The sequence below is a fragment of the Bradyrhizobium sp. PUT101 genome, assembly GCF_052043945.1.
Taxonomy (GTDB): Bacteria; Pseudomonadota; Alphaproteobacteria; order Rhizobiales; family Xanthobacteraceae; genus Bradyrhizobium.
The window spans coordinates 121,911-148,583 of sequence record NZ_CP197207.1 but is presented as its reverse complement, the minus strand read 5'-3'; the positions used below and the strand labels follow the sequence as shown (position 1 = coordinate 148,583).

The window sequence follows — 26,673 nt, the reverse complement described above, 5'->3', positions numbered from 1 at the left end:
GGCGGCGCTCAGGCGGCGAATTCCGGCGCGATCGATGGGCTCTCGGTGATGCCGCTTCTCGGCGCCGCCGGCTGCCTGTTGAGCCATTGCAACAGGGCCTCAAGCGGCTGCGGCCGCTGATAGAAGAAGCCCTGCCCGAACCTCACGCCCATATCGCGCATGGCCTCGGCCTGCTCGGCGTGCTCGATGCCTTCTGCGACCAGGGTCAGCCCCAACGTGTCGGCGAGCGATGCGATCACGCCGACGATGGCCTTGTCCTCCGCGCTCTCGGGAATCTCCCGGATGAATGCCTTGTCGATCTTGACCTTGTCGAGCGGGAAGCGCCTGAGATGAGCGAGCGAGCTGTAGCCGGTGCCGAAATCGTCGAGCGCGATCGTGGCGCCGACGCGCCGCAGGCGATGCAACGTTTCGGAGGCGCTGGCGATGTTGTTGATCAGCGATCCCTCGGTGATCTCGAGTTCGAGAGATGAGGCCGCAACATCGAAGCGCGAACAGGTCGCGCGCAGCTCGGCGGCGAGCGAATGGTCGGCAAGTTCGGACGGCGGCAGGTTGATCGCGATCCGTATCTGCGGCCTGCCGGCGGCGGCCAACCGTTGCAACGCCCGGCAGGCATCGGTCAGCACGTAGCGGGTCAATCGCGCATTGTTGCCGCTGCGCTCGATCAGCGGCAAAAATTCGCCGGGGCCGATCACGCCATGCTCAGGATGCCGCCAGCGGATCAGTGCTTCCAGACCGACGACCTCGTGAGTCTCGAGATCGACCTGGCTCTGGTACCAAACCTCGAACTGCCCCTCGGCGAATCCGGTGGGAATGGCGAGCTCGAGGTCCCTGCGGCGGCGGTAGTCGCGCTGAAGCGCCTCGTCCAGCACGGCGACCGTGCCGGGCGCCTTGCTCTTGGCATGATAGAGCGCGATGTCGGCGAGCGTCGGTAGATGCGACAGCTCCGGATCGTCGGCGCGGCGCACGGCAAGACCGATGCTCGCGCGCGGCACCACTAGCTTGTCGTGGAGGCGGATGGGCTCGGAGATGGCGTCCAGCACCTGCTGAGCGAATGCATGCGCTGCCTGTTCGTGGCTCACCTCGGGACGAATGACGACGAACTCGTCGCCACCGAGCCGTGCAACCCAGTCCTCCGCTTCGACCGCGCTACGAAGACGCTCCGAAATCTGAACCAGGAACTTGTCGCCGGCGTCGTGACCGAAGGTGTCGTTGATGCCCTTGAAGTCGTCCAGATCGATGAAGCAGAACGCGACCAGCGTATCCGGCGAGCCTCCGTCCCGGCTTGCCACGGCCAGGCGCTCGGTCAGGGAGCGCCGGTTCGGCAGCCCCGTGAGCGGATCGTGCGTCGCCATGTGCCCGAGCCGGTCCAGCGCGCCTGACGTCGTGTGCTGCATGGCGTTGAAGGCGCGCGCGAGCTGGCCGAATTCGTTCGAGGACGTGACGTCCGCCGGATAGGCTCGGCCATCCTGCTTGCTGCGCTGGATCGCCGACATCATGGCCGCCAGCGGCCGGCCGATGAAGATGTTGGCGGAGATCCGCATGGCGATCAGGGTCGCAACGGTTGCGAGCAGGCCGACCACCAGCAGCAGCACCAGGCGGCTGCCCGCATCCGCGTACAGCGTCGCGCGCGAATAAGCGATGGCGATGCGACCGGCCTGAACGGCCATGTTGCCATTGCTGTAGTGGATCGGGCGCGAGACTTCCGCGACCTCCTGGTCGTCGGGCCGGGCGACCACGCGGGCAATCGCGGCGCCGGTATCGTCATAGACGGCCGCCGCCGCGATGGTCTCGTCGTGCATGATCTCGTTGAGCACGCCCGTGACCTGGTCGTAACGCATCTTCCACAGCGGTTCGGCGATCAGCTCGGCCCGGCTCTCAGCGACCCGGACCATGCGGGCGTCGAGCTGCCTGACCTGCGACCAGAAGCTCGATGCCTCGACGCCGGCAGAGGCCAGCAGTTGCACCAGCAGCAGAACGGGCACGGTAGCCCAGATCATCGCGTGGACGACCGAGCGCAGGCGCGACGGCGCCGCCTGCTCGTTGCGATCCGGATCGGTCATCGCCTCATCCTTGCGCATCAGTCCGCAACGCCTTCGGGAAGCGACAGTGACGAGATGAGCGCCTCGAGGGAGAAGTCATATTGGCCGCAGCGTCCGGCCTTCGCCCGGAACCGCGTAAAGTCGATCCGGTCGAACGCACGCATCCTGATGAGGTCGCCAACCGAGGCGAGGTTGTCGCGCGTGATCGCCGACGTCTTGACCTCGACGCGGGGGGAAACGGCTGCGAAATCGCAGCCATCGGCATAGTCACGCAGGAGAACGATCGACCAGCCACCGAGCAGGAAATGCCCGCCGTCGGTCAGGAGCAGACGACCCGCCTTGATCTCGCGCAGCGCGTCCTCCGACCAGTTGAGACCCACCACCTGGATGTTTCGACCGGGCACAAGGCCGGCAGCGATGGCCGCGCGGAGCGCGCCGAGCGCCATCGGATCGTTTCCGGCCCATATGCCGGCGGGCCGGATTCCCTTGCGAGAAGCCCAGCCCAGGTAATTCGCAGTGACCCGCTCGGCCTCCGACTGCGTCCAGTTGGCGAACAGCAGCCGGTCCACCACGACGTCAGGCGCGGCATCCACGGCCAGCTTGAGACCGGCGTTACGGGCAATCGAGGCCGGTGTGATCTCGTCGCCGCCGATTCCGAGAATGTGGATCTTGCCGTCGGGGCTCTGGGATTTCTCGGCACGCGCCACCCCGATCAGCGCGTTGGCCATCCGTGCACCCGCGGTCTGGAGATCGGTCGTGATGTCGCCGAGCCAGGTCTTGAGCTTTTCGCGCGGCGGTCCAAGGCGCGCCGCATCCTCGCCGATCAGCGTGTTCGAGAGCAGCAGCGTCTTGACGCCCGCGGCCTCGGCCGCCTCCAGGATCGGGACGGCGGCGGACTCCTCGTTCGACAGGATGAGGAAATCGGGCTTGTCGGGACGTGCCACCACGCCGAAGCCGAGCTCCTGCATGGTGCGGTAATTCCGCTCGCTGGTCAGCACCTCGACATGCGCGTCGAGCCTGCGGCCGGCCGCCTGCATGGTCTGTGCGACCATGTCCCAATAGACCTCGCCGGTCTTGCCGGGATTGACGAAGACGATGTCGAGGGGCTTGGCAAGGCTCCCGCCGGCATACGCGAAAATGCTGCAGGCCGTGCCCGCAGCGAGCAATATTCGTCGGAATCCCGGCATTTCCATTCCCACCCCGATCGGTTCCGAGGTTGGACCCGCGTCCGCTAATACTTCGCAAAATCAACCCGGCCAGAGCGGCACAGAGCTAATGAACGGTATATCCATCGTGTTGGATTGAGATAATCGAAGCGCCGGCCATCAGGGCCGCCGTTCCGTGCTATCCAGCAAATTGAAACCTCGACTCATCTGTCCCCCCATGGCCAAGAGCACCCTCTCCTTCGTCTGCCAGAACTGCGGCGCGGCCTATAACCGCTGGCAGGGCAAGTGCGAGTCCTGCGGCGAGTGGAATACACTCGCGGAAGAAGACACCAGCGGCAGCGTGCCGGTGTCAATCCGCTCCAAACGCAAGGGCCGGACGTTTGCCTTGGAGAGCCTTGCCGGAAAAAGCCCGGATGCGCCGCGCCTCTCCTCGGGGATGACCGAGCTCGACCGCGTCACCGGCGGCGGCTTCGTCCGCGGCTCGGTGCTGCTGGTCGGCGGCGATCCCGGGATCGGCAAGTCGACGCTGCTGACGCAGGCGACCAGCCTGCTGGCGCGCGCCGGCCACCGCGTGGTCTACATCTCCGGCGAAGAGGCGGTCGCCCAGGTGCGCCTGCGCGCCGAGCGGCTCGGGCTGTCGGACGCACCAGTCCAGCTCGCCGCCGAGACCTCGGTCGAGGACATCGTCTCGACGCTGTCGGAGGGCGCGGTGCCCAGGCTGATCGTGATCGACTCGATCCAGACCATGTGGACCGACACGGTGGAATCGGCACCCGGCACGGTGACGCAGGTGCGCGCCTCGGCGCAGGCGCTGATCCGGTTTGCGAAGAAAACGGGGGCGGCCATCATCCTGGTCGGCCATGTCACCAAGGACGGCCAGATCGCAGGTCCCCGCGTGGTCGAGCACATGGTCGACGCGGTGATGTCGTTCGAGGGCGAAGGCTCGCAGCAATTCCGCATCCTGCGCGCCGTGAAGAACCGCTTCGGCCCGACCGACGAGATCGGCGTGTTCGAGATGACGGGCCTCGGCCTGCGCGAGGTCACCAACCCCTCGGAGCTGTTCCTGTCCGAGCGCGATCTCGGCACGCCCGGCACCGCAGTCTTTGCGGGCATCGAGGGCACAAGGCCCGTCCTGGTCGAATTGCAGGCGCTGGTGGCCCCGACCTCGCTGGGCACCCCGCGCCGCGCCGTGGTCGGCTGGGACCCGAGCCGGCTGTCGATGGTGCTGGCGGTGCTGGAGGCGCATTGCGGGGTCAAGCTGTCCGGCCACGACGTCTATCTGAACGTCGCCGGCGGCCTGCGCATCCACGAGCCTGCGGCCGACCTCGCCGCCGCTGCGGCGCTGGTGTCGTCGCTGGTTAATGCGCAGTTACCCACCGATGCCGTTTATTTCGGCGAGATCTCGCTCTCAGGCGTGGTCCGCCCGGTGGCACAGACCCCGGCCCGGCTGAAGGAAGCGGCAAAACTCGGCTTCCAGCGCGCCGTGCTGCCCGAATCGGCACGCGGCGAGACCGGCGGCGATGCCGGACTGTCGCTGAATGCGGTGAACAGCCTGACGACATTGGTGGCCGAGATCGCGGCCCGCGGCTCCCGCCGAGGCGAATCGAACGCCCCGGCAGAGAAAAATGCCACACCGGCAAGATTCCGCCGCGGAGAGGGTTAGGTGGAGGTGACGTCCCCGGCCCCCGCCGCTATACAGCCGTCACAAAAGCAGCATGGGATTGCGTGGTTGCGGCCTTGCCGGGAACGCCGTCTGCCCCTCTTTTAAGGCAGCGGCCAAGCACCGATTCGGCTAGAGCACCTTTGAGAGTACGAGCGGACCAGACCAGCCGATGCCAGTAACACTCCTCGACCTGATCCTGCTCGGTGTGATGCTGATCTCGGGCCTGCTCGCGATGGTCCGCGGCTTCATGCGCGAAATCCTGTCGATCGCGGCCTGGGGCGCGGCGGCGATCGTGACTTTGTACTCGTTCTCGAAACTGCTGCCGACCGCCAAGACCTATTTCAACAACGACACGGTCGCGAGCGTGGTCGTCGTCGCCGGCGTGTTCGTGGGCACCCTGGTCGTGGTCTCCGTGATCACGGTCCGCATCTCCGACATGATCCTGGATTCGCGGATCGGCGCGCTGGACCGCACCCTCGGCTTCCTGTTTGGCCTGGCTCGCGGGCTTTTGATCGTCGTGGTCGCTTTCCTGTTCTTCACCTGGCTGGTTCCGGACAAGCAGCGTCCGGACTGGGTCACGGGGGCCAAGTCCCGCGTGGTGCTCCAGGGAACCGGGGACTGGCTGATGGCCCTCTTGCCTGACGACCCCGAGAACACCATCTTGAAGAGATTCAAGAAAAACAAACCAGATGATGATCAAGCTGAATCCGAGCAGCAGCCTTCGGGCAGTGGCGACGGATACAGTAAACCTGCTCGTGACAGCCTGAAAAAGCTGATCGAGAAACCTGCGGCGCGTTGATTGAGCCCTAGAGAGAGGCGCGGACGAGATGCGACACCCTGACCAGGACGCCCAACTTGATCTCGATCCCAACGCCGGTCCGGGCCCGGCCGCGCTGGAGCTTCAGGACGATCTGGAGGGGGATACGCTGCGCGAGGAGTGCGGCGTGTTCGGCATCTACGGTCACCCCGATGCGGCCGCCATCACCGCGCTCGGCCTTCACGCCCTCCAGCACCGCGGCCAGGAAGCCGCCGGCATCGTCTCCTACGACGGCAGCCGCTTTCACTCGGAACGCCGCCTCGGCCTCGTCGGCGACACCTTCTCCCGCCGCGAGGTGATCGACCGCCTGCCCGGCAATGTCGCGGTCGGCCATGTCCGCTATTCCACCACCGGCGCCACCATCCTGCGCAACGTGCAGCCGCTGTTCGCCGAGCTCAATGCCGGCGGTCTCGCCGTCGCGCACAACGGCAACCTCACCAACGGCCTCACGCTGCGCCGCGAGCTGGTACGGCACGGCGCGATGATGCAGTCGACCACCGACACCGAGGTGATCCTGCACCTGGTCGCGCGCTCCAGGCGGAGCCGCTTCATCGAGCGCTATATCGACGCGCTGCGCGAGATCGAGGGCGCCTATGCGCTGGTCTCGCTGACCAACAAGAAGCTGGTCGGCGCGCGCGATCCGCGCGGTATCCGCCCGCTCGTGCTCGGCGATCTCGACGGCTGTCCGATCCTGACCTCGGAGACCTGCGCGCTCGACATCATCGGCGCGCGCTTCGTGCGCGACATCGAGCCCGGCGAAGTCATCGTGTTCGACGAGAGCGGCCAGGACATCCACAAGCCGTTCCCGCCGATGGCGCCGCGTCCCTGCATCTTCGAATACATCTACTTCTCGCGTCCGGATTCCATCGTCCACGGCCGTTCGGTCTACGAGGTGCGCAAGGCCTTCGGTGCGCAGCTCGCGCGCGAGAGCCACGTGCCGATCGACGTCGTCGTGCCGGTGCCGGATTCCGGCGTGCCCGCCGCGGTCGGCTACAGCCAGCATTCCGGCGTGCCGTTCGAGCTCGGCATCATCCGCAACCATTATGTCGGCCGCACCTTCATCCAGCCGACCCAGGCGATCCGCGAATCCGGCGTGCGCATGAAGCATTCGGCCAACCGCGCCGCGATCGAAGGCAAGCGCATCATCCTGATCGACGACTCCCTGGTGCGCGGCACCACCTCGAAGAAGATCGTGCGCATGATGCGCGATGCAGGCGCCAAGGAAGTGCACTTCCGCCTCGCCTCGCCCCCGATCCTCTATCCCGACTATTACGGCATCGACCTACCCGACCGCGGCGGCCTACTCGCAGCGACGCATTCGCTCGAGGAGATGCGCGAGATCATCGGCGCGGACTCGCTCGCCTTCCTGTCGATCGACGGCATGTACCGCGCCATGGGCGAGCCCGGCCGCGACCCCGCCAATCCGAAATTCTCGGACCACTGCTTCACCGGCGCGTATCCGACCCACCTCACCGACCAGACCCAGACCGAGCAGCAGCCGCGGCAATTGTCGTTGCTGGCCGAGGCGAGCTGAGACCAATGGCGTCATCCCGGGGCGATGCGAAGCATCGAGCCCGGGATCTCGAGATTCCGGGTTCGGTCCTGCGGACCGCCCCGGAATGACGGGATCATGGGGGCTTGTCCCGGCCATCCACGGCTGTAAAACCCCGCCATGACAAAACCCCTCGCTGATCGCATCGCTCTCGTCACCGGCGCCTCGCGCGGCATCGGCTTCGCCACGGCCAGGGCGCTGGCCAAGGCCGGTGCGCATGTCGTTGCGGTGGCGCGCACGCAGGGCGGGCTGGAAGAGCTCGACGACGAGATCCGCAAGGACGGCGGCAGCGCCACCCTGGTGCCGCTCAACCTCACCGATTCCGACGGCATAGCGCGGCTGGGGGCCAGCCTGCACGAACGCTACGGCAAGCTCGATATCCTCGTCGGCAATGCCGGTGTGCTCGGCCCGTCCTCGCCGATCGGCCATATCGAGCTGAAGACCTTCAATGACGTGATGGCCGTCAACGTCTCCGCGAACTTCCAGCTGATCCGCTGCATGGAGCCGCTGCTCAAGCGGTCCGACGCCGGCCGCGCCGTGTTCATCACCTCGGGCGCCGCCAACAAGGCGACCGCCTATGTCGGCCCCTACGCCGCCTCCAAGGCCGCGCTGGAAACGCTGGCCCGCGCCTGGGCGCAGGAGACGGCGAATACGAAGCTGCGCGTCAATTTGTTCAATCCCGGCCCGGTCCGCACGCGCATGCGCGCAACGCTGATGCCGGGCGAGGATCCGGCGACGCTGGACACCCCCGAGCAGGTCGCCGAATTCATCGTGCCGATGTGTGGGCCTGACTGGACCGAGACCGGCAAGTTCTACGACTACAAGACCCGTAGCCTGATGAGCTTCCGCGCGCCGGCCTGATTGACCCGATTGCCTCCCGCGATTGATGGCCGCACCTAGGCGGCAGCAACGTCGGCAGTTTCGGTCACATCGGGCACGGCGATCGATGCCAAGGGTAACGTCTATACCGCCGAGGCCGATACCGGAGAGCGCATCCGGAAATTCAAGCTGACATCGGCCGCGCTCAAATAGCGTCTCAACGCATTTTGCCCAAAAGTTAACCGACGGATGACGCTACGACGCAGCGCCATCCGGCTTTAGGCGCATTGCCGCCGGACGTGGGACAGGCTAGAGCCATCAGCCGGAACAAGGCTCCGCAAGAGGGCCGTCCGCATATTTGACAGTGGAGGAAATCTTTCATGACGACGACGTTCGTACGCCGCTCCGCGGCCCTTCTGGCCTGCGCCGCTTTCGGTTTTGCCACATCCGCCTACGCCCAGGACAAGACCGTCAAGATCGGCGTGCTCAATGACATGTCGAGCCTCTATGCCGACATCGGCGGCCCGAATTCCGTGGTCGCCATCAAGATGGCGGTCGAGGATTCCGGCCTGCTCAAGAAGGGCTGGAAGATCGACGTCATCAGCGGCGACCATCAGAACAAGCCCGACGTTGGCGTCAACATCGCCCGGCAGTGGATCGACAACGAGAAGGTCGACGCGATCGCGGATACGCCGAACTCCGGCGTCGCGCTGGCGGTCAGCAATCTCGTCAAGGAAAAGAATGCGGTGCTGCTGAACTCCGGCGCCGCCTCTGCCGACCTGACCGGCAAGGCCTGCACGCCGAACACGGTCTCCTACACCTACGACACCTACATGCTGGCCAACGGCACCGGCAAGGCGCTGACCAAGGCCGGCGGCGATACCTGGTTCTTCCTGACCGCCGATTATGCCTTCGGCCATGCGCTCGAACGCGACACCACGGCGGTCGTGACGGCGAACGGCGGCAAGGTGCTCGGCAGCGTCAAGCATCCGATCAATACCGCGGACTTCTCCTCCTTCCTGCTGCAAGCGCAGTCGTCCAAGGCCAAGGTGGTCGGCCTTGCCAACGCCGGTGGCGACACCACCAACTCGATCAAGCAGGCGGCTGAATTTGGCATCGTCTCCGCCGGCCAGAAGCTCGCCGCGCTGCTGCTGTTCATCAACGACGTGCATTCGCTGGGCCTGAAGACCGCCCAGGGCCTGACCTTCACCGAGTCGTTCTACTGGGACATGAACGATCAGACCCGTGCCTGGTCGAAGCGCTTCTCGGCGCTGGCCAGCAAGAACGCGATGCCATCGATGACCCAGGCCGGCAATTACGCGATGGTGCTGCATTATCTCAAGGCGATGGAAGCGCTCGGCGGCAATCCGCACGATGGCGCCAAGGTCGTCGCCAAGATGAAGGAATTGCCGACGGACGATCCCCTGTTCGGCAAGGGTCCGCTACGCGCCGACGGCCGCCGCCTCATCCCGGCCTATCTGTTCGAGGTGAAGAAGCCCGAGGAGTCGAAGGGACCGTGGGACTATTACAAGCAGATCGCCACGATCTCGGCGGAAGACGCGGCCAAGCCGCTCAAGGACAGCGACTGCCCGCTGGTGAAGAAGTGACCGCGTAGCGGTCGTGCAAGGTCTTAACGGCGTCATGCCCGGGCTTGTCCCGGGCATTGGCGTTTCAGGCTGTCTTCGTCGCCGCCAGCGACCGCACCGCGATCGCCACGCACACCACCATCAGCACCGCCGCGAGCAGGAACGGCGCGCCGGGCAGATGCAGCGGCGCGCTGGCGCCGATGAAATAGGAAAACGTCAGGGTGAACAGGAACGGTCCGACGAGTTGCGAGACGCTCTGCACGCTCGCGGTCGCACCCTGCAACTGGCCCTGCAGATCGGGTGCGACCAGCCGCGTCATCAAGGATTGCGAGGCGGCGCCGGAGATTCCCCAGAGCGACAGCACGGGAATGCCGAGCCAGGAGATCGGCCCGGTCGGCGCAAGGCCCAGGATCACGAAGCCCAACGCGCCACAGCACAGGCCCATCAACAGCGCGTTCCACTCGCCGAGCACGCGCACGATCGGGCCGATCGCGAGCCCCTGCACCACCATGGCGCAGATGCCGACCATCGCGAGCGTCAGTCCCACGGTCTTGGAATCCCAGCCATAGCGATAGGTTGCATAGAGCACGAAGGTCGAGGGCAGCACGACATGGGCGACCTGTGCGACGAAGTTGACGACCGACAACGCGGCCAGCACCGCGTTGGACCGCAACAGATGCAGCGCCCCGATCGGACTGGCACTCCGCCAGCGGAACGGCGCGCGCTTGTCGGGCGCCAGCGATTCCGGCAGGACGAAGAGCCCATAGAGCGCATTGGCGAAGCTTAGGGCCGCCGAGGCCCAGAACGGCAGGCGCGGATCGATGTCGCCGAGCAGGCCGCCGAGCGCCGGGCCCAGGATGAAGCCGGCGCCGAAGGCAGCGCCAATCCTGCCGAAGACCGCCGCACGCCGCTCCGGGGGCGTAATGTCGGCGATATAGGCAAAGGCGGTCGAGATGCTCGCCGAGGTGATGCCGGAGATCACGCGGCCGATGAACAGCCAGACCAGCGACGGGGCCAGCGCCATCAACACGTAGTCGGCCGCGAGCCCGAAATTCGACAACAGCACCACCGGCCGGCGCCCGAAGCGATCCGACAGCGCGCCGAGCAGCGGCGAGAACACGAACTGCATCAAGGCCCAGGCGGTGCCGAACAGGCCGAAGATGCGGGCCGCGTGCGCGGTGTCGTTGTCGACGAAGCTCTCGATCAGCTTCGGCAGGATCGGCATGATCACGCCGAGTGCGAGCATGTCGAGCAGGATGGTGACGAAGATGAAGGCGACCGCCCCGCGCCGGACCGGCGCAGCGCCCTGCGCTGTCGCCTCGCCGGAGCCGTCGCTCACGACGGCCGCTTGCGCTTGTGCGCGAAAGGATTGGCCTTCTCGCGAAGAGTGATACGCACCGGCGTGCCCGGCAGCTCGAAAGTCTCTCGCATGGAGTTGGTGAGATAGCGCAAGTAAGATTGCGGCACCGCGTCCGCACGCGAGCAGAACAGCACGAAGCTCGGCGGGCGCGCCTTGTTCTGGGTGATGTAGTTCAGCTTCAGCCTGCGGCCGGACACCGCCGGCGGTGGATTGGCCTGGGTCGCCTGCTCGAACCAGCGATTGAGCGCGGCCGTCGGCACGCGCCTGTTCCAGACCGCGTAGGCGTCCTGGATCGCCTGCATCAGGCGGTCGATGCCCTCGCCCATCAGGCCTGAGACGGCGACGATAGGCACGCCCTTGAGCTGCGGAAGCCAATGGTCGGCATCGCGGCGCAGGCCCGAGATCGCGCCTCCGCCCTTGGTCTCCATCAAATCCCATTTGTTGACGGCGAGCACGACCGCCCTGCCCTCGCGCTCGATCAGATCGGCGATGCGCAGGTCCTGCTCCTCGAAGCGGTTCTGCGTGTCCATCATCAGCACGACGACCTCGGCAAAGCGCACCGCGCGCAACGCGTCCGCGACCGAGAGCTTCTCCAGCTTCTCCTCGATCCGCGAGCGCCGGCGCAGGCCTGCCGTGTCGAAGACGCGAAAATCGCGGCCCTTCCAGTTGATCTCGACCGCGATGGAATCGCGCGTGGTGCCGGCCTCCGGGCTGGTCAGCAGACGCTCCTCGCCGAGCAGATGATTGATCAGCGTCGACTTGCCGGCATTGGGCCGGCCGACGATGGCAACCCGGATCGGACGCGTCGCGGCCTCCTCCTCCGAGAGCGGCGCATCGTCCTCACCCTCGTCCTCGTCGACGGGCTCCGGCATCAGCTTGGCCAGCGCGTCATAGAGCTCGCCCATGCCCTCGCCATGCTCGGCCGATATCTGGATGGGATCGCCGAGGCCGAGTGCAAAGGCCTCCATCGCGCCGGCATCGCCATGCTTGCCCTCGCTCTTGTTGGCGATCAGCAGCACCGGCTTGTTGGCCTTGCGGGCGAAATCGGCGAAGGCGCGATCGGTGGGCGTGAGGCCGATGCGGGCATCGATGACGAAGAACAGCGCGTCGGCTTGCGCGATCGCGGCCTCGGTCTGCGCCTGCATGCGCGCGGTCAGCGAGCCCTTGGCGCCCTCGTCGAGGCCGGCGGTATCGATGATCGTGAACTGGAGGTCGCCGAGCCTGGCCTCGCCTTCGCGGCGGTCGCGGGTGACGCCCGGCAGGTCATCGACGAGCGCGAGCTTCTGCCCGACCAGGCGGTTGAACAGCGTCGATTTGCCGACATTGGGCCGGCCGATGATGGCGATCGTGAAGGACATCGGTCATTCGTGCGCTGCCGGGGCTGCGCCTGTCAATGCAATGAAATTATTAAAGCACCATGAGGCTGGAATGAATCCTCATCGCGCTTCAGGTTGTCGTTTGAGCATGATCTTTCCGGAAAACCGCTTCGCGCTTTGCGCTCACGCGGCCCTCCGGGTCCGGATCATGGTCTATCGCGAGAAGCTGCCACTCGGCAGCGGCGCCGGGAAAGTGCTCTGCGATTGCTGCTGGGTGGTCTGGGCCGGTTGCGCCTGCTGGACGGGCTGATCCGGCGGCGGTGCGGTGGTGCGCCTGCGGACGATCTTGTGCTTGGGCGGCGGAGCGGCCGTGGGTGGCGCGGCCTCCGGCTGGGCCTCGCCGTCGATCTCGCCGGCGGTCGCTTCAGCCGGCGCGACTGCGGCCGGCTGCCTCGTGTGCTTCGCCGTGGCACCCTTCGCCGGCTTGGCCGGTTCCGGCGCGGGCTCCGCGGGCAGAGCCGCGACGGCAGGCGCGTTCGGATCGGGCTGCTGCTGCGCGCCCTTGTACAGCTCCTTCGGCACGCCCTGCTCGAGGCCCGGCACGCCCTCCGGGAAGACCGGCTTGCGGTCGCCCGGCAGCTTCTTCTTGGTGTCGAGGAAGTCGAGCATGTCGCTTGGATCGAAGCTGGAGCAGCCGCCCAACGCGCCCGTGAAGGCGATGAGGACGGCGGCTGCGATCAAGCGTGGCGTGCGGCGCATCTTGTGTCTCGTCTCAAGTCAGAGGGCCGTCGTCAGCTCTTGGCGACGGGCGGCAGCAGGGCCTGGAGAGCCTCGGCGCGCGAGCGCAGGCCGGGCGGCGTTTCGCCGTCTCCGTCAATCGCGTCGAGCCATTTGCGGGCTGCGGTCATGTCGTTGTTGCGCCAGGCCGACAATGCCAGCATCTCACGGGCGCTGTGGCGGAAGGTCGATTTCGGCGCGGCGGAGGGCTCCAGCCGCTGCTGCATGTCGGCGTAGCTGGCGCTGTCGAGCAGCAGGCCGGCGGCGCGGATCTTCGCCAGATCCTGCCACTCGCCACCAACGCTGCGGTCGGCGGCAATGTCGTCATACATCTTCGCGGCGGCCTTGGGATCGCGGCTGGCTGCCTCGGCGGCAGCACGCAGCCGCGCCAGGGTGCGATAGCCGGACGGAGCCTTGGCGGCGAGGTCGGTGAAGGCCTTCTCGGCGTCGGCGTGCTTGTCCTGCTCGGACAGTTCGACGGCCTTCTCGAAGGCGGCGCCGGCCTCAGCGGCCTTCTTGGCCTCCAGATATTGGTAGCCGCGCCAGCCACCGACGGCGGCCACGACCAGCACCATCAGGGCGATGAAGTAGATCGAATATTTCTCCCACAGCTTCTTGAGCTGTTCGCGACGTACTTCCTCGTCGACTTCGTTAAATAATTCAGACACTTATGCTAATCCCATGCCCATCCGGGTGCGCGCGCGGAAGCGTTCGCGTCAGGAATCCCGTTCCCCATATGGCGGCGAGGTACCCTAACGATATGGCGGTGGCAAGGCAAAGCGAGCCCGATCAAGGCGTTAACCACCCGGCAGAAGCTCTGGAGAAAGCCGGCCCGGCTCAGGTTCCCAGGCGCTCCCGGAGCTGCCGCTTCAGCACCTTGCCGTTGGCATTCCGCGGCAACGGTTCGGGCGTGATCGCCATGGTTTCGGGCACCTTGTAGTCCGACAGTCGCTCGGCGCACCATGCGCGCAGATCGTCGCTGCCGATCGGGATACGTGTCACCACCACGGCGTGGACGCGCTCGCCCAGCACGGGGCACGCCCTGGCAATGATCGCGCTCTCGACCACGGCGGGATGCCCCGACAGCACGGATTCGACCTCGGCCGAATAGATCTTCAGGCCGCCACGGTTGATCATGTCCTTCTGCCGGTCGAACACGCGGACAAACCCCTCCGCGTCGACCGAGCCGAGATCGCCCGAATGCCAGAACCCGCTGGTGAAGCTTTCGGCCGTGGCTTTGGGGTTATTCCAATAGCCCTTGATGACGGAGGCGCTCTGGATCCAGAGTTCGCCGATCTCGCCACGAGGAAGCTCCCGCCCGTCCGGTCCCATCGCAATGATGCGCGCGCCCGGACACGGCAGGCCGACGCTGTCGATGTGGCTCGCCGTCAATTCGCCCGGCATGATCGTCGACGGCGACGTCGTCTCGGTCGCGCCGTAGCAGTTCATCAGCTTCAGGCCGGGAATCTTCGTCTTGAGCTTCTCGATGGTCGCGACCGGCATCGGCGCGCCGCCAAAGCCGCCGATGCGCCAGCTCGACAGATCATAGCTGTCGAAATCGGGCTGCAGCAGGCAGAGATTGTACATCGCCGGTACCATCACCGTGTAGGTGACGCGCTCGCGCGCGGCGAGCTTGAGGTAATCGGCCGCCTTGAATTCGGGCATGATGATCAGCGCGCCGCCGCAGCGGATCATCGTCGTGATATTGGCGACGACGCCGGTGACATGGCCGAGCGGCACCGCCGCGATCGAACGGTCGGCGTCCGTCAATTGCAGGCAGGAGACGAAGACCATCGAGGAATGAACGATGTTGCAATGGGCCAGCATCGCGCCCTTCGGCTTGCCTGTCGTCCCCGAGGTGTAGAGGATCATCGCGGTGTCCTCTTCGCCCACCTCGACCGACGCAGGTGCCGGCGGGTTGTCGGCGAGCACTGCGAAACGCGACCGAGCCGGATCCTCGTCGACGGCGATGCGATGGATGACTTCGGGCACATCCAGCGCATCCGGCAGCCGCTCGGCGAGCGAGGCCTCGTGGATCAGGATCTTTGCGCCGCAATCGGCCAGCACATAGGCGATCTCCGGCTTCTGCTGGCGCGTGCTGAGCAGCACCGTCACCAGGCCCTCATGCGCGGCGGCGAACAGCAGCAGGGGAAATTCGATGCGGTTGCCGAGCAGGATCGCGACACGATCGCCGCGCTGCAATCCGAGCTTGCGAAATCCCGCTGCAATCCGCGCGGCCTGCTCCACGGCCTGCTGCCAACTCAGGCGGACATTGCCCGCGATCAGCGCTTCACCGTCGGTGTTGCGGGCGCAGGCTTCCGCGATCATCGCCCACAGGCTCGCCGGCCGATCCCGGAAGGCCGGCACGACCCGATCGCCAAAGCGCGCCTCGAGCCGCATCGGCGGGATCTGAGATTGCGACCAATCCATCGAAGGGCCCTCGGCTTGTTGCTCTTGATAGCTTCCGCGCATGGACATCCGGGTCTCGTCTTGTGCTGACCGGCTAGACACCGATGACGGGAACACCGATCACGACCGGATGGAACGCGAACGCCAGCGCCAAATATGCGACGATGCCGACCGCAACTGCGATCAGATCGTTGGTGATGCCGCCGACCGGAATCGGCGGGCCGCCGGCGTCGGTGCGATGCTTGAGCGAAATACGGTCATACACCGCCCAGCCCAGGAACGAGCCGAACAGGATGATCGAGCCGAGATCTCCGTTGGCGAGCAGATGCGCCGCCGCCCACAGCTTGATGCCGGCCAGCATCGGATGCTTCAGCGTCGCATAGATGCGGCCGCGCAGATATGACGCCACCACCAGGACGACTGCCGGCAGCATCAATGCGAGCGTGATGTGCTTCATCGCCTTCGGCGGATACCAGACGTCGATCCAGCCGGTGGCGCGATAGTGGGCATAGCCCCAGATGATCAATGCGAGCCCGGCCAGCGAGACCAGCGAATAGAGGATCTTGTAGGACCCCCCGCCCAGCCTTGCGATCGCCTCGGCGCGCATCTCGCGTTTGGTGGTGAACACATGCGCCGCAAAAAACAGCGCAAGCCCCAGGATCATGACCAGCAGACCCACGACATCCTCCCCTTTTGACCAGCGCCACAGCCTCTGAGGTATCATCGATTGGCCGCCGCTCGCAACTCGCGTCCCTCATGGTGGGAGGCGCGAAAGCGCAATCTCGATGAGGGACGGAGGTATCCTCGCAGTTACTTGCCTAGATCGCGATTGTCGACGTAGCGGATCGCGATCGGCTTGCCCGCCAGCGCGCCGCCAAAGCCGCTGGTGAATTTCAGCGGCAGGCATGCCTTCAGCGATGCGTTGATGGCATTGAGATAGGTCGCGCGGGTGTCGGCGGGGACGCCCGCGGTCGCAAATGTCATGCGCGGCGGGCCGATCAAACCGCCCGATCGGTTGAGGCTGAACCGCACCGACATCTGCATGCCTGCCCGCGCATGGTCAGCGGGGGGAGGTGACCAGCACGAACGCAACTCGGCGAAGAGATCGCCGATCGTATCAAGGTCATGATCGGGCCGCCGGTATTTCGCGATGTCGGCTTGCGATGGAACGCTCTCGACCGTGAGCTGGAGAGTCTCGCCGAATGGAAATGGAATGTCGGTGATGCAAGGTCCCTGAAAAGGCCCGCCGCACGGCTCATACGAGAACGGCACCTCTTCGAGGGGGCGGCGCCACGCATCGGCCGATGCCGGCAGGATTGTCACAAGGAGGAGTACAAGGATGAAGCGCCACATGACCACGAAACCACAGTACCCATCCCGATGGAAAGTGGCACCGGCCGCCCGCGTATCAAGCCTGCGCTCGTTCACATACGCGTTCAAATCCGATTCTGCCGGCGGGCTTGCCCCTCTTCGCTAAAGAGGCGCCGGCCCAACACGACACGCGGAGCAAGGACCGAGGGACGTGGCTGCCCTACCCCTTCTTCTTGACGTCCTTGACGTTGGTGAACTCGATGCCCTCGGCGCGCTCCCTGGTGTAGCCGAGATAGAATTCGTTCCGGGCGAGATAGACGGGATCGCCGTCGACGTCATCGGCGATGCTGGAGGTGTTGGCGGCGATGAATGCGTCGAGCTTCTTGCGGTCCTCCGAGGAGACCCAGCGCGCCAGCTGAAATTCGCTGACCTCGAACTCGACCGGCAGCGAATATTCCGCCTCGAGCCGCGCCTTTAGCACATCGAGCTGGAGCGCACCGACCACACCGACCAGCGCCGGCGCGCCGTCGCGCGGGCGGAATACCTGCACCACGCCCTCTTCCGACATCTGCTGCAGCGCTTCCTTCAGCTTCTTCGCCTTCATCGCATCAGTGAGACGGACGCGGCGGACGATTTCCGGAGCGAAACTCGGCACGCCGACGAAGTTGAAATCCTCCCCTTCCGTCAGCGTATCGCCGATGCGCAGCGTGCCGTGGTTTGGAATGCCGACGACGTCGCCGGCGAAGGCTTCGTCCGCCACGGAGCGATCCTGCGCGAAGAAGAATTGCGGGCTCGACAGCGGCATGCTCTTGCCGGTGCGCACGAGCTTCGCCTTCATGCCGCGGCTGAGCTTGCCGGAGCAGAGCCGCGCGAAGGCGATGCGGTCGCGGTGGTTCGGATCCATGTTGGCCTGGATCTTGAACACGAAGGCGCTCATGCGTGGATCGGTGGCCTCGACCTTGCGCTGGTCGCTGTCCTGCGCACGCGGCTCGGGGGCGAACTTGCCGAGGCCTTCCAGGAGGTCGCCGACGCCGAAATTGCGCAGCGCGCTGCCGAAATAGACCGGCGTCAGATGGCCTTCGCGGAACGCTTCGAGCTCGAACGGCTTTGACGCCTCCGTGACGAGCTCGAGCTCGTCCTTCACGGCGGAGACGTCGAGATTGGCGTTGAGCTTGGCGAGTTCTTCGATCTCGATCTGCTGCGCCGCACCGGTCTTGGCGCCGCCGCCTTCGAGCAGGCGCACGCCGCCATTGACGACGTCATAGGTGCCGAGGAAGTCGCGGCCGCGACCGACCGGCCAGGTCATCGGCGTGGTGTCGAGCGCCAGCGTCTTCTCGATCTCGTCGAGCAGCTCGAAAACGTCGCGACTCTCGCGGTCCATCTTGTTGATGAAGGTGATGATCGGAATGTCGCGCAGGCGGCACACCTCGAACAGCTTCCGGGTGCGCGCCTCGATGCCCTTGGCGGCGTCGATCACCATCACGGCGGAATCGACTGCGGTCAGCGTGCGATAGGTATCTTCCGAGAAGTCCTCGTGGCCCGGCGTATCCAGCAGGTTGAACACCAGCCCTTCGAACTCGAAGGTCATCACCGAGGTCACGACCGAGATGCCGCGCTCGCGCTCGATCTTCATCCAGTCGGAACGCGTATTGCGCCGCTCACCCTTGGCCTTGACCTGGCCGGCGAGATTGATGGCGCCGCCGAACAGCAGCAGCTTCTCGGTCAGCGTGGTCTTGCCGGCGTCAGGGTGGGAAATGATCGCAAAGGTCCGCCGCCGCGCCACTTCAGCGGCAAGCGGGGAACGGGCCGGCGATTCGGCTGTGGTGATGGCGATGTCGGACATGGCGGGAGCGTGTGGCAGGGAAAACGGGCCTGATCAAGCCTCATTTGGTGATTGCGGAGCCATTCGGCCAGCCCCATATCGGCTTTCAGGAAGGACGGCCTTCCGTTTCTCAGCACCTCAGCCGCGGGGACGACCCTGCCTTGAATGGAGGGCCGTCATGGCCTGGAGCATCCTGTTCGTCGCCGGTCTTCTCGAGATCACCTGGGCGATTGGCCTGAAATACACTGAGGGTTTTACCAGGCTTGTGCCGTCGGTGATCACCCTGGCGGCCATGGCCGGCAGCGTCATCCTGCTTGGACTTGCGCTCAAATCGCTCCCGGTCGGAACCGCCTATGCGGTCTGGACCGGCATCGGCGCGGTGGGCACCGCGACGCTCGGCATCGTCCTGTTCGGCGAGCCGGCAACGGCCTTACGCCTTGCCAGCATCGCCCTGATCGTCGCCGGGATTGCCGGACTGAAGCTCGTCACTTGACGAAGATCTCGACCAGCCACCAGGTCAGCGCCGAGACGATGGCCGAGGCCGGGATCGTGATCACCCAGGCATAGACGATCGAGCTTGCGACGTTCCAGCGCACCGCCGAGACGCGGCGGGCGGCGCCGACGCCGACGATGGCACCGGTGATGGTGTGGGTGGTCGAGACGGGAACTCCGAGATAGGTCGCCATGAACAGGGTCGCGGCGCCCCCCGTTTCGGCGCAAAAGCCCTGCATAGGCGTCAATTTCGTGATGCGCAGGCCCATGGTGCGGACGATGCGCCAGCCGCCCATCAGCGTGCCAAGCGCCATCGCCGCCTGGCAGGACAGCACCACCCAGAACGGCACCGAGAACTCGCTGCCGAGATGACCCTGCGAATACAGCAGCACCGCGATGATGCCCATGGTCTTCTGCGCGTCGTTGCCGCCGTGGCCGAGCGAATAGAGCGAGGCCGAGGCGAATTGCAGGATGCGGAAGGCGCGATCGACCGCGAACGGCGTCGAGCGCACCGAGGCCCAGGACACGATGGCCACCAGCATCGTTGCGAGCAGGAAACCGACCAGCGGCGACAGCACGATTGCCAGCACCGTCTTGGACAGGCCGCTCCATACCGCGGCCGAAATCCCCGCCTTGGCCATGCCGCCGCCGACGAGGCCGCCGATCAACGCGTGCGACGACGAGGACGGGATGCCGAGCGCCCAGGTCACGAGGTTCCAGACGATCGCGCCGACCAGCGCCGCGAAGATCACCTGGGCATCGACGACCGCGGGATCGATGATGCCGGTGCCGATGGTCTGGGCGACGTGCAGTCCGAACACCATGAAGGCGATGAAATTGAAGAAGGCGGCCCAGAACACCGCGAACTGCGGCCGCAGCACGCGGGTCGAGACGATGGTCGCGATCGAATTGGCGGCGTCGTGCAGGCCGTTCAGGAAGTCGAACAGCAGCGCGACGGCGATCAAGCCGACCAGGATGGGAAGACCCAACGCGGCATCCACGGCGGCCCTGCCCTACACTTGCTCGATGACGATGCTGTTGATCTCGTTCGCGACGTCGTCGAAGCGATCGGCCACCTTCTCGAGGTGGTCGTAGATCTCGACGCCGACGATGAAGTCCATGGCATTGCCCTCGCGATGCTTGAGGAACAGCTCCTTCATGCCGATGTCGTGGAGATCGTCGACCCGGCCCTCCAGCTTGCCGAGTTCTTCGGTGATGGCGGTCAGCATGGCGACGTTCGGGCCGATCGATTGCATCAGCGGCAGCGCACGCCCGACCAGATTGGCGCATTCGATCAGGAGCCCGCCGATCTCGCGCATGGGAGGCTCGAAGGTGCGGACCTCGAACAGCATGACCGCCTTGGCCGTCTGCTGCATCTGGTCGATGGCATCGTCCAGCGACGTGATGAGGTTCTTGATGTCGCCGCGGTCGAACGGGGTGATGAAGGTGCGGCGCACCGCCGTCAGCACCTCACGGGTGATGTTGTCGGCATCGTTCTCGAACTGGTTGACGCGCTGGCAATAGACCGGCGTCTCCTCGCCCCCATTGAGCATGCCCTGAAGCGCGATCGCGCCCTGGATCACCGTCTGGGCATGCCGGTCGAACAGGTCGAAGAACCGTTCTTCCTTGGGCAGGAAAACACGAAACCATCGCATCATGGGGATAGGCTACCGGCTGGAAATGGTCACGCCCTGAGGGCTGTCATGAAACTGTCATAGACCATTTTCAATCCGCGCGCGTGTCATCTCACGCCCACGGAGCCGGGTCATCCACCGCTTTCACGCACCCATGAAATTGGTGCAATTTCAGTTGCTTAGAGCGACCGGCGGAAGTAATGCGCGATTTCGCCGATGACGCCGCGGCGGAAGGTGAGCACGCAGATCACGAAGATCGAGCCCTGGATCACCGTCACCCACTGGCCGAAACCCGCCAGATATTGCTGCATGGCGATGATGACGAAAGCGCCGACCACGGGGCCAAAGATGGTGCCGAGGCCACCGACCAGCGTCATCAGCACGACCTCGCCCGACATCGACCAGTGCACGTCGGTGAGCGAGGCGTTCTGCGCCACGAACACTTTCAGCGCACCGGCAAAGCCGGCCAGCGTGCCCGACAGGACGAAGGCCAGGAACTTGTACTGGTCGGTGCGGTAGCCGAGCGAGATCGCCCGCGGCTCGTTCTCGCGGATCGCCTTCAGGACTTCGCCGAACGGCGAGTTGATGATGCGGAAGATCAGGAGGAAGCCGGCGAGGAAGCCCGCCAGCACGACGTAATAGAGCACCGTCGGCTTGGAGAGATCGAAGACGCCGAACATGTGCCCCTGCGGGATGCCCTGGATGCCGTCTTCGCCGTGGGTGAACGGCGCCTGGAGATAGATGAAGTACAGGAGCTGCGACAGCGCCAGCGTGATCATCGAGAAGTAGATGCCCTGGCGGCGGATCGAGATGTAGCCGGTGATGATCGAGAGCACGAAGGCCGCCGCGATGCCGACGAGGATGCCGAGCTCCGGCGGCAGCGCCCACACCTTCAGTGCATGCGCGCTGCAATAGCCCGCCGTGCCCAGGAACATCGCGTGGCCGAACGACAGCAGGCCGCCGTAACCGATCAGCAGGTTGAAGGCGCAGGCGAGCAGCGCAAAGCACAGCGCCTGCATCACGAAGAACGGGTAGACTCCCGTGAATGGCACAGCCGCCAGCAGCAGCGCCATCAGCACGAACACGATCATCTCGTCGCGCACCGCGCGAGGGGTCACCGGCAGCGTGTCGTCCGTCAGGGTTGTCATCTCAGGCCGCCCTTCCCGTCAATCCCGTTGGCTTCACCAAGAGCACCAGCACCATCAGCACGAACACGACGGTGTTGGAGGCCTCGGGGTAGAAATACTTGGTCAGGCCCTCGATCACGCCGAGCGCGAAGCCGGTGATGATGGAGCCCATGATCGATCCCATGCCGCCGATCACGACCACCGCGAACACCACGATGATGAGGTCGGCGCCCATCAGCGGCCGCACCTGGTTGATCGGCGCCGAGAGCACGCCGGCGAGCGCGGCAAGGCCGACGCCGAGACCGTAGGTCAGCGTGATCATGCGCGGCACGTTGATGCCGAACGCGCGCACCAGCGTCGGATTCTCAGTGGCTGCGCGCAGGTAGGCGCCCAGCTGCGTCTTCTCGATCAGGAACCAGGTCGCCAGGCACACGACCAGCGAGAACACGACGACCCAGCCGCGATAGACGGGTAAGAACATGAAGCCGAGATTCATGCCGCCCCTGAGCTGGTCCGGAATCGCGTAAGGCAGGCCGGAGGAGCCGAAATAGTTCTGGAACACGCCCTGGACGATCAGCGCGATGCCGAAGGTCAGCAGCAGGCCGTAGAGGTGATCGAGCCCCGTCAGCCATTGCAGCATGGTCCGTTCCAGGATCATGCCGAAGATACCGACGATGATGGGCGCCAGCAGCAACGCCCACCAGTAGCTGATCCCGCCGAGGTTCAACAGGAAGTAGGCGACGAAGGCGCCCATCATGTAGAGCGCGCCATGGGCGAAATTGATGATGTTGAGCATGCCGAAGATCACGGCAAGCCCGAGACTGAGCAGCGCGTAGAACGAGCCGTTGATCAGTCCCACCAGTAGCTGAGCGTATAGAGCCTGCATCGATCCCGCACCCGGTCCCTTCGGCGTTCCCTGAAAGTCGCCCGCAGGCCTCAAGGCCTGCGGGCCGTTATCTTACTTCTTCAACAGCGCGCACTTGCTCTCGGACAGCGGCGTGAAAGCCTGGTCGCCCGGCACCGTGCCCACAAGCTTGTAGAAGTCCCATGGCCCCTTCGACTCCGAGGGCTTCTTCACCTCGAACAGATAGGCGTTGTGGATGGTGCGGCCGTTGGGCTGGATCTCGCCCTTGCCGAACAGATCGTCCTCGGTGGGCATCGACTTCATCTTCTCGACGACCTTGACGCCGTCATGCGGATTGCCGCCGAGCGCTTCGAGGGCCTTGAGATAGTGGCGCACGCCGGCATAGACCCCGGCCTGCACCATCGTCGGTGGTGCATTGTTCTTCATCTTCTCGGCGAAGCGCTTGGAGAACGCCCGGGTCTTGTCGTTCATGTCCCAGTAGAACGTCTCGGTGAAATTGAGCCCCTGCGCCGTCTCGAGGCCGATCGCCTTGACGTCGGTGAGGAAGAGCAAGAGGGCTGCGAGCTTCTGGCCGCCCTTGACGATGCCGAACTCGGCCGCCTGCTTGATCGTGTTGGTGGTGTCGCCGCCGGCATTGGCGAGACCGATGATCTTGGCCTTGGAGGCCTGCGCCTGGAGCAGGAAGGACGAGAAGTCCGGCGTGTTGAGCGGATGCTTGACGCCGCCGATCACCTTGCCGCCGTTGGCGGTGATGACCGCCGTGGTGTCGCGCTCGAGCGCCGCACCAAAAGCGTAGTCCGCGGTCAGGAAGAACCAGGTGTCACCACCGGCCTTCACCAGCGCCTGGCCGGTGGTGTGGGCCAGCATGTAGGTGTCGTAGGTCCAGTGCACGGTGTTGGGCGAGCACTGCGCGTTGCTGAGGTCGGAGGTCGCCGCACCCGAATTGATGTAGACGCCGTTCTTTTCCTTGATCACGTTGTTGACGGCGAGCGCCACGCCCGAGTTCGGCACGTCGACGATGACGTCGACCTTGTCGACGTCGAACCACTGCCGCGCGATCGCGGTGCCGATATCGGGCTTGTTCTGGTGATCGCCGGAGATGACGTCGATCTTCCAGCCCTTCGCGGCGAGGCCGGAATCCTCGACGGCCATTTGCGCGGCGAGCGTCGAGCCGGGGCCGCCGAGGTCGGCGTAGAGCCCGGACTGATCGGACAGCGCGCCGATCTTGACCGTCTTGTCCTGCGCCAACGCGACGCCTGTTGCGGCGAAGGTAAGCGCGGTGGTCAGCAGCAATGACGCAATCGACCTGGTCTTCATGCAACTTTCCTTTTTGAATTTTCTCGTTGGCAGTTCTTCAACTCGAGCACGATCTCTTCGGACGACCGCTACACACTTTGCGCTGACGCGGCCCTCCGGGTCCCGATCATGCTCTAGACACCCAAATAGGTGTGCAGCTTGTCCATGTTGGCGGCGAGCTCCGAGTTGGAGAATCCGTCAATGATCTTGCCGTGCTCGACCACGTAGTAGCGGTCGGCGACGGTGGATGCGAAGCGGAAATTCTGCTCGACCAGGAGGATCGTAAAGCCCTCCTTCTTGAGTCGCGCAATGGTGTGACCGATCTGCTGGATGATGACGGGCGCGAGGCCCTCGGTCGGCTCGTCCAGCATCAGGAAGCTCGCGCCGGTTCGCAGGATGCGCGCGATCGCGAGCATCTGCTGCTCGCCGCCCGACAGCTTGGTGCCCTGGCTGTTCAGCCGCTCCTTGAGGTTCGGAAACAGATCGAAGATCTGCTCGAGCGGCAGTCCGCCCGCGCGGACGACCGGCGGCAACATCAAATTCTCCCGCACGTCGAGGCTGGCGAATATGCCCCGCTCTTCCGGGCAGAACGCGATGCCCATGCGCGCGATCCTGTCCGAGGTCGCGCGAATGATCTCCTGGTTGTTGAACTTCACCGAGCCGGAGCGCTTGCCGATGATGCCCATGATCGACTTCAGCGTGGTCGTCTTGCCGGCGCCGTTACGCCCGAGCAAGGTGACGACCTCGCCCGCGTTCACGTCGAAGTTGATCCCGTGCAGGATGTGGGACTCGCCGTACCAGGCTTCGAGGTTGCGGACTTGAAGGATGTTTCCGCCGCTCGCAGCCCTGGCCGGAGCCTCGGCGATCGCAGTGTCAGGCATGACCGGCTCCCAGATAGGCTTCCTTGACGCGCTCGTCCTTGGTGAGCTCGGAGTAATGGCCCTGCGCGAGCACCTGCCCGCGCGTCAGCACGGTGATGATGTCGGAGAGGTTGGCCACGACGCTCAAATTATGCTCGACCATGAGGATGGTGTATTTCGCCGAAATGCGCTTGATCAGCGCCGCGATCTTGTCGATGTCCTCGTGGCCCATGCCGGCCATCGGCTCGTCGAGCAGCATCATCTCTGGGTCGAGCGCGAGCGTGGTTGCGATCTCCAGTGCGCGCTTGCGCCCATAGGGCATCTCGACCGCGGGCGTGTTTGCAAACTCGCTGAGGCCGACATCGCTGAGCAGCTCGCGCGCGCGATCGTTGAAGCGATTGAGCACGGACTTGGAGCGCCAGAAATCGAACGAAGAGCCGTGCTGGCGCTGCAGCGCGACACGGACGTTCTCCTGCGCGGTGAGATGCGGAAATACCGCCGAAATCTGGAAGGAACGCACGAGGCCCATGCGGGCCACGTCGGCCGGCGCCATCGCCGTGATGTCCTGCCCCTTGTAGAGGATTTTTCCGGCTGACGGTTTGAGGAACTTGGTCAAAAGATTGAAGCAGGTCGTCTTGCCGGCCCCGTTCGGGCCGATCAACGCGTGAATGCTCCCACGGCGAACCTTGAGCGCAACGTCGCGGACGGCGAAGAAGCCCGCAAACTCCTTGGTCAAGCCTTCCGTTTCGAGAATGAACTCATCGGCCAAACAGATTTCCCCCTGCCCGCGCGAGGCGCGTGGCTGTCCTTGTTGCTTCGGCTGTCCGGAGGACTTGCAGCCCACCCGGGGCGCCGCCTCCGGGCGCGGAATATGCCGGAGGTGACGGGGGTTAGGCAAGGCGGAAAGCTGAGCAGATCAGGCCTCCGGCTGGGATACAAATGCTCCCTTAGTCGGAGATGTCTGGATGTCGTGCCTGCCCGGCCTCCCGGTTCGCAAGGCACCGGTCATCAAGCCGTCGTTAACGGTCTTTCGTTCCGCGCGCCAGCCTTCATCGAAAATTTTCCCACAAGCGGGATCATGCGCGCGTCTTCACGTGCGGAGAATATTGCTTTGGATTTTGCCAGCGCCGCTCCCTCCGTCGTCAAATCGATCCGGCAACGCGATCTCCTGAACACGTGGCTGCGACTTTATGCGCGCCAGCAGATCGCGCCGGCGATCTGGGAGTATCAGCCCGCGCGACTCGAGGAGGAGCTCTCGGATCTCATCTACTATACGGTGGAATTTTCGACGCCGAAGCCCCGCCTCATCATCCAGAGCGAGGGCACGCGCATCTCGCACGCCTATGGACATACCGGCAAGGGCGTTATGCTCGATGATTATGTCGGGCCGCGGCTCGCCCCGTTCGTGATGCCGATCTATCATGAATGCGTGGCACGCGGGCTGCCCGTCTACAGCGTTGCCAACGTCGAGGACATCTACGGGCGCATCGTCGCCTATGAACGGCTGCTGCTGCCCTTCCAGACCGACGGCAAGGTCTGTCACGTCATCGCCTCGATCAAGACGTTCTGCGAGGACGGCGGCTTCGAGATCAAGAATCTGATGCGCGGAAATGACGCGCTGCCGCGTCCAAAGATGCGCGCCGTGATCGATCGCGAGCTGTTTCATCGCGCCCCAGGCCGCATCGCGCCCGCCGAGACGGTCGAGTTATCCGACCAGCAGGGTCCCGGCATCACCGCCGAGATCATCGAGCTGAACTAGCGG

General features: G+C 65.0%; 24 protein-coding genes. 7 read left to right on the top strand and 17 right to left on the bottom strand.

Features of this window, described 5'->3' with window-relative positions; translation table 11 throughout:
• Positions 1 to 8 precede the first annotated feature (8 nt).
• Positions 9 to 2,078 carry a putative bifunctional diguanylate cyclase/phosphodiesterase gene (locus ACSHT2_RS00640; RefSeq protein ID WP_440639939.1) on the bottom strand — a complete coding sequence of 690 codons (2,070 nt, stop codon included), beginning with the start codon at positions 2,076 to 2,078 and terminating at the stop codon, positions 9 to 11.
• On the bottom strand, positions 2,078 to 3,226 hold the full coding sequence (locus ACSHT2_RS00635; protein ID WP_440639938.1) for an ABC transporter substrate-binding protein: 1,149 nt from the start codon (positions 3,224 to 3,226) through the stop codon (positions 2,078 to 2,080). The genes ACSHT2_RS00640 and ACSHT2_RS00635 overlap by 1 nt, the downstream gene beginning before the upstream one ends.
• 196 nt (positions 3,227 to 3,422) lie before the next feature.
• Here ACSHT2_RS00635 and radA point away from each other — a divergent pair, with 196 nt between their 5' ends.
• The 5 genes from radA to ACSHT2_RS00610 all read left to right on the top strand — a co-directional run bounded on the left by radA (position 3,423) and on the right by ACSHT2_RS00610 (position 9,663).
• Positions 3,423 to 4,868 (top strand): DNA repair protein RadA, encoded by a 1,446-nt coding sequence (radA, locus tag ACSHT2_RS00630; RefSeq protein WP_028178043.1) that lies wholly within the window; start codon positions 3,423 to 3,425, stop codon positions 4,866 to 4,868.
• 169 nt (positions 4,869 to 5,037) lie between these two features.
• Positions 5,038 to 5,667: a CvpA family protein gene (locus ACSHT2_RS00625; protein WP_018317599.1), complete on the top strand. Its 630-nt coding sequence runs from the start codon at positions 5,038 to 5,040 to the stop codon at positions 5,665 to 5,667.
• Between the two features lie 28 nt (positions 5,668 to 5,695).
• On the top strand, positions 5,696 to 7,219 hold the full coding sequence (gene purF, locus ACSHT2_RS00620; RefSeq protein WP_440639937.1) for an amidophosphoribosyltransferase: 1,524 nt from the start codon (positions 5,696 to 5,698) through the stop codon (positions 7,217 to 7,219).
• A gap of 138 nt (positions 7,220 to 7,357) precedes the next feature.
• On the top strand, positions 7,358 to 8,098 hold the full coding sequence (locus tag ACSHT2_RS00615) for an SDR family NAD(P)-dependent oxidoreductase (protein ID WP_440639936.1): 741 nt from the start codon (positions 7,358 to 7,360) through the stop codon (positions 8,096 to 8,098).
• Between the two features lie 338 nt (positions 8,099 to 8,436).
• The gene (locus tag ACSHT2_RS00610; protein WP_440639935.1) at positions 8,437 to 9,663 is read left to right on the top strand and encodes an ABC transporter substrate-binding protein; all 1,227 of its coding nucleotides are present in this window, start codon (positions 8,437 to 8,439) and stop codon (positions 9,661 to 9,663) included.
• A 64-nt stretch (positions 9,664 to 9,727) separates the two neighbouring features.
• On the opposite strand, the gene ACSHT2_RS00605 is transcribed toward ACSHT2_RS00610, so the two are convergent.
• From ACSHT2_RS00605 to ACSHT2_RS00570, 8 genes are all read right to left on the bottom strand, one after another.
• Positions 9,728 to 10,981 carry a TCR/Tet family MFS transporter gene (locus ACSHT2_RS00605; protein ID WP_440639934.1) on the bottom strand — a complete coding sequence of 418 codons (1,254 nt, stop codon included), beginning with the start codon at positions 10,979 to 10,981 and terminating at the stop codon, positions 9,728 to 9,730.
• Complete coding sequence (gene der / locus ACSHT2_RS00600) at positions 10,978 to 12,360, bottom strand: ribosome biogenesis GTPase Der (RefSeq protein ID WP_440639933.1); 1,383 nt, start codon at positions 12,358 to 12,360, stop codon at positions 10,978 to 10,980. The genes ACSHT2_RS00605 and der overlap by 4 nt, the downstream gene beginning before the upstream one ends.
• Before the next feature lie 171 nt (positions 12,361 to 12,531).
• Entirely contained in the window at positions 12,532 to 13,077 is a 546-nt protein-coding gene (locus ACSHT2_RS00595; protein WP_440639932.1) for a hypothetical protein, read from the bottom strand.
• 32 nt (positions 13,078 to 13,109) lie between these two features.
• Positions 13,110 to 13,763 carry a tetratricopeptide repeat protein gene (locus tag ACSHT2_RS00590; RefSeq protein WP_440639931.1) on the bottom strand — a complete coding sequence of 218 codons (654 nt, stop codon included), beginning with the start codon at positions 13,761 to 13,763 and terminating at the stop codon, positions 13,110 to 13,112.
• Positions 13,764 to 13,932: 169 nt separating this feature from the next.
• Positions 13,933 to 15,525 carry a class I adenylate-forming enzyme family protein gene (locus tag ACSHT2_RS00585; RefSeq protein ID WP_440643010.1) on the bottom strand — a complete coding sequence of 531 codons (1,593 nt, stop codon included), beginning with the start codon at positions 15,523 to 15,525 and terminating at the stop codon, positions 13,933 to 13,935.
• 73 nt (positions 15,526 to 15,598) lie between these two features.
• On the bottom strand, positions 15,599 to 16,183 hold the full coding sequence (locus tag ACSHT2_RS00580; protein WP_440639930.1) for an NnrU family protein: 585 nt from the start codon (positions 16,181 to 16,183) through the stop codon (positions 15,599 to 15,601).
• 131 nt (positions 16,184 to 16,314) lie between these two features.
• Entirely contained in the window at positions 16,315 to 16,857 is a 543-nt protein-coding gene (locus ACSHT2_RS00575) for a hypothetical protein (RefSeq protein WP_440643009.1), read from the bottom strand.
• A 178-nt stretch (positions 16,858 to 17,035) separates the two neighbouring features.
• Positions 17,036 to 18,658, bottom strand: coding sequence for a peptide chain release factor 3 (locus tag ACSHT2_RS00570; RefSeq protein ID WP_440639929.1), 1,623 nt, complete (start codon positions 18,656 to 18,658; stop codon positions 17,036 to 17,038).
• A gap of 157 nt (positions 18,659 to 18,815) precedes the next feature.
• On the opposite strand from ACSHT2_RS00570, the gene sugE reads away from it, so the two are divergent.
• Entirely contained in the window at positions 18,816 to 19,130 is a 315-nt protein-coding gene (sugE, locus tag ACSHT2_RS00565; RefSeq protein ID WP_271530358.1) for a quaternary ammonium compound efflux SMR transporter SugE, read from the top strand.
• Here sugE and ACSHT2_RS00560 read toward each other — a convergent pair.
• The 7 genes from ACSHT2_RS00560 to ACSHT2_RS00530 form a co-directional block, all read right to left on the bottom strand.
• A complete protein-coding gene (locus ACSHT2_RS00560; RefSeq protein WP_440639928.1) occupies positions 19,123 to 20,130 on the bottom strand; it encodes an anion permease in 1,008 nt (335 codons plus the stop codon). The genes sugE and ACSHT2_RS00560 overlap by 8 nt on opposite strands.
• Before the next feature lie 12 nt (positions 20,131 to 20,142).
• A complete protein-coding gene (locus tag ACSHT2_RS00555; protein ID WP_440639927.1) occupies positions 20,143 to 20,787 on the bottom strand; it encodes a DUF47 domain-containing protein in 645 nt (214 codons plus the stop codon).
• Between the two features lie 155 nt (positions 20,788 to 20,942).
• A complete protein-coding gene (locus ACSHT2_RS00550) occupies positions 20,943 to 21,911 on the bottom strand; it encodes a branched-chain amino acid ABC transporter permease (RefSeq protein WP_440639926.1) in 969 nt (322 codons plus the stop codon).
• A 1-nt stretch (position 21,912) separates the two neighbouring features.
• Positions 21,913 to 22,776 (bottom strand): branched-chain amino acid ABC transporter permease, encoded by an 864-nt coding sequence (locus ACSHT2_RS00545; protein ID WP_440639925.1) that lies wholly within the window; start codon positions 22,774 to 22,776, stop codon positions 21,913 to 21,915.
• Positions 22,777 to 22,848: 72 nt separating this feature from the next.
• Positions 22,849 to 24,072, bottom strand: a complete 1,224-nt coding sequence (locus ACSHT2_RS00540; RefSeq protein WP_440639924.1) for an ABC transporter substrate-binding protein — start codon at positions 24,070 to 24,072, stop codon at positions 22,849 to 22,851.
• 113 nt (positions 24,073 to 24,185) lie between these two features.
• Positions 24,186 to 24,932, bottom strand: a complete 747-nt coding sequence (locus tag ACSHT2_RS00535) for an ABC transporter ATP-binding protein (RefSeq protein WP_440639923.1) — start codon at positions 24,930 to 24,932, stop codon at positions 24,186 to 24,188.
• Positions 24,925 to 25,680, bottom strand: coding sequence for an ABC transporter ATP-binding protein (locus tag ACSHT2_RS00530; RefSeq protein ID WP_131871509.1), 756 nt, complete (start codon positions 25,678 to 25,680; stop codon positions 24,925 to 24,927). The genes ACSHT2_RS00535 and ACSHT2_RS00530 overlap by 8 nt, the downstream gene beginning before the upstream one ends.
• 309 nt (positions 25,681 to 25,989) lie before the next feature.
• On the opposite strand from ACSHT2_RS00530, the gene ACSHT2_RS00525 reads away from it, so the two are divergent.
• The gene (locus ACSHT2_RS00525; protein WP_440639922.1) at positions 25,990 to 26,670 is read left to right on the top strand and encodes a hypothetical protein; all 681 of its coding nucleotides are present in this window, start codon (positions 25,990 to 25,992) and stop codon (positions 26,668 to 26,670) included.
• The last annotated feature ends 3 nt before the right edge of the window (positions 26,671 to 26,673 follow it).